This is a genomic window from Chamaesiphon sp. GL140_3_metabinner_50, assembly GCF_025361915.1.
Classification (GTDB): Bacteria; Cyanobacteriota; Cyanobacteriia; order Cyanobacteriales; family Chamaesiphonaceae; genus Chamaesiphon.
Genome location: NZ_JANYJC010000378.1, coordinates 1 through 4115, shown reverse-complemented (window position 1 = coordinate 4115; position 4115 = coordinate 1). Strand labels below are relative to the sequence as shown.

Annotated in this window: 4 protein-coding genes; 3 read left to right on the top strand and 1 reads right to left on the bottom strand. The window is 45.9% G+C overall.

The features are described from left to right. Both Q0R35_RS18430 and Q0R35_RS18425 read left to right on the top strand, forming a co-directional pair. Window positions 1-882, top strand: an 882-nt coding sequence (locus tag Q0R35_RS18430; RefSeq protein WP_295621962.1) for a leucine-rich repeat domain-containing protein, incomplete at its 5' end; no start/stop codon positions are given. 293 nt (window positions 883-1175) lie between these two features. Then, complete coding sequence (locus Q0R35_RS18425) at window positions 1176-1409, top strand: DUF2283 domain-containing protein (RefSeq protein WP_295621959.1); 234 nt, start codon at window positions 1176-1178, stop codon at window positions 1407-1409. A gap of 275 nt (window positions 1410-1684) precedes the next feature. Here the strand turns inward: Q0R35_RS18425 and Q0R35_RS18420 are convergent, their stop codons facing one another. Continuing rightward, entirely contained in the window at window positions 1685-1906 is a 222-nt protein-coding gene (locus Q0R35_RS18420) for a DUF4327 family protein (protein ID WP_295621956.1), read from the bottom strand. Between the two features lie 308 nt (window positions 1907-2214). On the opposite strand from Q0R35_RS18420, the gene Q0R35_RS18415 reads away from it, so the two are divergent. Beyond that, window positions 2215-4115, top strand: a 1901-nt coding sequence (locus tag Q0R35_RS18415) for a TIGR00300 family protein (protein ID WP_295621953.1), incomplete at its 3' end; no start/stop codon positions are given.

Genomic DNA, 4115 nt, shown 5'->3' with positions numbered 1-4115 from the left:
GATTCAGGCAAAATGGACTTAAATGGCGATCGATTAATTAGCTTGCCCAATAGTATAGGCGATCTTAAAAATCTCACCGATCTAAAAATAAATTACAGTCTATTAAGCATTTTGCCAGAGAGCATTAGTCGCCTCAAAAATTTAACAAAGCTAGATTTTAGCAGCAATCAATTAAACAGTTTACCCGATAACATCGCCTGCCTGACAAAATTAACATTACTAAGCCTCAGAGGTAATAGACTAAAAAGCATACCATACACCATTGACTATCTTGTAAACCTGATTACATTAGATCTAAGTCATAATCAATTAAAAATATTGCCAAATAGTATCGGCAGTCTTCCCCAGCTAGCTAGTTTATATTTGAGCAACAATCAATTAACAGAACTACCCGATCGAATGAGCGATCTGAAGAAGCTAACTTCGCTAAATTTAACTGGTAATCCACTGACAGATTTATCCATGTTCAAAAACCTGCCTAATCTCAAACATCTCAATTTTCTTGGAGTCGATCTGCCGCGTCGTTATTGGACTAAATTTAGTGAATGGAAACCAGAATGGTTGTTAGATGAAAATAATGCAGAAATCAGACGAACTTTAATCGATCGAGTCGGATATGAAAAAATCTGTCAGGCATTAAAAGCAGTTAAACTAGATACTTGGCGAGAATATACCTTGCTAAAAATAGATAATATCGAACCTGTATATAATCGGGGATGGAATCCAATTGGTAGAGAACCAATCGTGTTATTAAAGATGATTTGTCCGTCAACTCATCACGTTCATATTCTCAGAGTCCCGCCGGAAATGAGGAATGCCGAAACAGCGATCGTTTGGGTAAATCATGGCATTCATCCCGATGATATTGCGGTACAAACTTGAGTAAATAATCCGATCGGAGCTAGAATCGGCTAAAAAATTTCTGATAATCGATCGTGTCAAAGGTCTCGATGCTGGAGTTTGACGATCGCACTTTTGGATCCCCGCGCCCAGATCTAAACTAACGATCGCAAACTTTAGTTACCCATGATACAGTAGAGCAGTCTTGCCGCTGGTTACGATGATGGTAGTAGAATCGATTGTCCTCGATCGGGGATGAAATGAGCAAACGCCTGAGCTTCGGACAAAACACCGGGCAAGCAGCTTATTAGCGCAGCCAAGGATAAAACCTCACCATGAAAGTTGTTTATGACCCAGACCGAGATATTCTCCAAATTACACTCAGCGATACCACCGTTGAGGAGACAGCGCGATTCGCGCCAGGTTTGGTATTAGATTACGATGTTGATGGTAATTTGATTGGTTTGGAGATTGCGAAGGCATCCACCAAAATGGAAAGTCCCTATGCTATTTCTTACTGTGTGGGCGAAGCAAACTTTGATAAGCCCCGACCGAAAGAGTTTGTGTAGGCAGATGAGGGGACGGAACGACCGTAACAAAGTGGTTGCCAGCCCCCGACTTTCGCTGCTCTAACAGATCGATAAATTAGCACTGTCCACTATTCACGGTCTTGAAAAGGTGCTTCACTTGCGGCTTATCTTTGGACGGGGAACCCGTCAAAAAAGGTAAGACAAGACAGGGTAAGCCCCAAAAACACTGGGCGGGTCACCCGACCATCAGCACTTTTCGCTAAAACACTAGTAATTATGTTTTAATGTAAGATGCGATCGTGAGTAATGCCATTTCAATCGTTCTCCCAAGACTCTTTACCGACTAAATCGATAATGTGTCCTCGCAATAAATAATCTTGGTCGTCTAGTAGATGCTCGATTTGCAACCATTGACGATCGCTAAAAAATCTCTTCAATTCGTAGATCCGGTGCTGCCGCTCTAATAAGCCTCGCGCAATCAAATTGCGAACCTCATCTCGCAGGTCGGTGATGCAATATCTTTCGATCGCAATCATATAATTATTCCTCTTTTTTTAATTTTGTAGAAAATTAATTCGATCGAACCTACTGGCAACTATGGTCACACATTTATCATCTCTCGATCGACATACAGTTACATCTATCGATAGATATATTCTACTTTACAAATCGCAAGAAACACTTCATTGTTAGAAAGATGTTATTTTTGACAACAGTTAGCGATGTGGGTTCCACGTCCGTCCGCCCTATTAGAATAAAGTGACAAAAAATTCACGGCGGCCGGGTGTAGATATCGATCGGTTCGACGACTTACCAAGTTCCTTTAGAGAGTAGTACATTTACCATGACTGATGCAGTGCGAATTTTGATGTGTGCCCCTCATCACTACGAAGTAGATTATGTAATTAACCCGTGGATGGAAGGCAACATTCATCGTTCGTCACGGGAACGCGCCCAGGTAGAATGGGAGCAGCTTCACCAAGTATTGAAGACTCATGCGACGGTTGAGGAGATCGAGCCGCAGCAGGGTTGGCCGGATATGGTATTTACGGCAAATGCTGGGCTGATCTTAGGCGATAATGTGGTCTTGAGTCGCTTTTTCCATCCCGAACGCCAGGGTGAAGAACCGTATTTTCAGCAGTGGTTTGAAAGTCAGGGGTATAAGGTACATGTTTTACCCCCAAGTTTGCCATTTGAGGGAGCTGGCGATGCCCTGCTCGATCGATCGGGAAGGTGGCTGTGGGCGGGTTATGGCTTTCGATCGGAACTAGATTCGCACCCTTATTTAGCCAAATGGTTGGATGTGGAGGTACTATCGTTACGCTTGGTAGATCGGCGGTTTTATCATTTAGATACCTGCTTTTGTCCGCTGACTGATGGGTATCTGTTGTATTATCCAGGCGCATTTGATACTTATTCTAACCGTTTAATCGAGCTGCGAGTGCCGCCAGAGAAACGGATCGCGATCGATGAAGTAGATGCGGTTACTTTTGCCTGTAATTCGGTGAATATCGACCGGATCGTGGTGATGAATAAAGCTAGCAACAGCTTAAAGAAAATGTTAGTCGATCGCGGGTTTACGCCGATCGAAACACCGTTAGGTGAGTTCCTGAAAGCGGGTGGGGCGGCGAAATGCCTGACTTTAAGAGTCAATGAACCCCACCAAGAATCACCCCAAACTTCAACAATTCAGAGCCGGACGATCCAGATCGAAGGGCATTTACTCGATTCGGGACTGGTAAATCAAGTTCTCGATACAATCGTTGCGGGCGGTGGCAGTTTTCAAGTTGCTAATTTCCAGCTCGGCGCACAGCGGTTGGATACCTCAGTGGCGCAGGTAAAAGTGTCCGCCCCCGACTCGGTGGTAATGGCCGACATTATGGGGCAATTAATCGACCTGGGCGCGACGAGCCTCTCAGACGATACAATTGCCGCTAACCTAGTCGCGGTGACCCAGGCAGGGGTCGCTCCTGACGATTTTTACGCCACCAATATCTACCCAACTGAAGTCTCGATCGATGGGCAGTGGTTGAAGGTGCAGGGGCAACGGATGGATGGTGCGATCGCAGTGGCTAGTACTCCCAGCGGTACCATCGTGCGGTGTAAACTGTTGCGAGATTTGCAATTAGGTGAATCGGTGGTAGTCGGTAGCGAGGGCATCCGCACTAAGCGCAACACCACGACGATTAAAAAAGCGGCAACCGAAGAATTTAGCTTCATGGGCGCGGGGGTTTCGAGTGAACGCCGGGTAGAACTCGTCGTCGAGCAAATCGCCTGGGATCTGCGCCGAATTCGCGATCGTGGTGGTAAAGTAGTGGTCGTTGCTGGGCCAGTTGTGATTCATACAGGCGGTAGCGAACACCTCAACCGCTTGATTCGCGACGGTTACGTTCATGCCCTCTTAGGTGGTAATGCGATCGCCGTCCACGATATCGAGCAATCTTTAATGGGCACCTCTTTGGGCGTAGATATGCAGCGCGGTACATCGGTACATGGCGGACACCGCCACCACCTCAAAGCAATTAACACGATTCGTCGTTGCGGGAGCATTGCCAAAGCTGTCGAACAAGGCATTTTGACAAGTGGAGTGATGTATGAATGCGTCAAACATCAAGTGCCCTTTTCCCTCGCCGGGTCGATTCGCGACGATGGCCCCTTGCCCGATACTAAAATGGATCTGCTCGAAGCTCAGGCAGATTACGCCCGCCTAATTGAAGGTGCCGACCTAATTTTGATGTTATCGAG

Bases quoted from the DNA above. Each gene is read 5' to 3' on its own strand.
- Q0R35_RS18425 (WP_295621959.1), top strand. From the start codon at position 1,176: ATGAAAGTTGTTTATGACCCAGACCGAGATATTCTCCAAATTACACTC.
- Q0R35_RS18420 (WP_295621956.1), bottom strand. From the start codon at position 1,906: ATGATTGCGATCGAAAGATATTGCATCACCGACCTGCGAGATGAGGTT.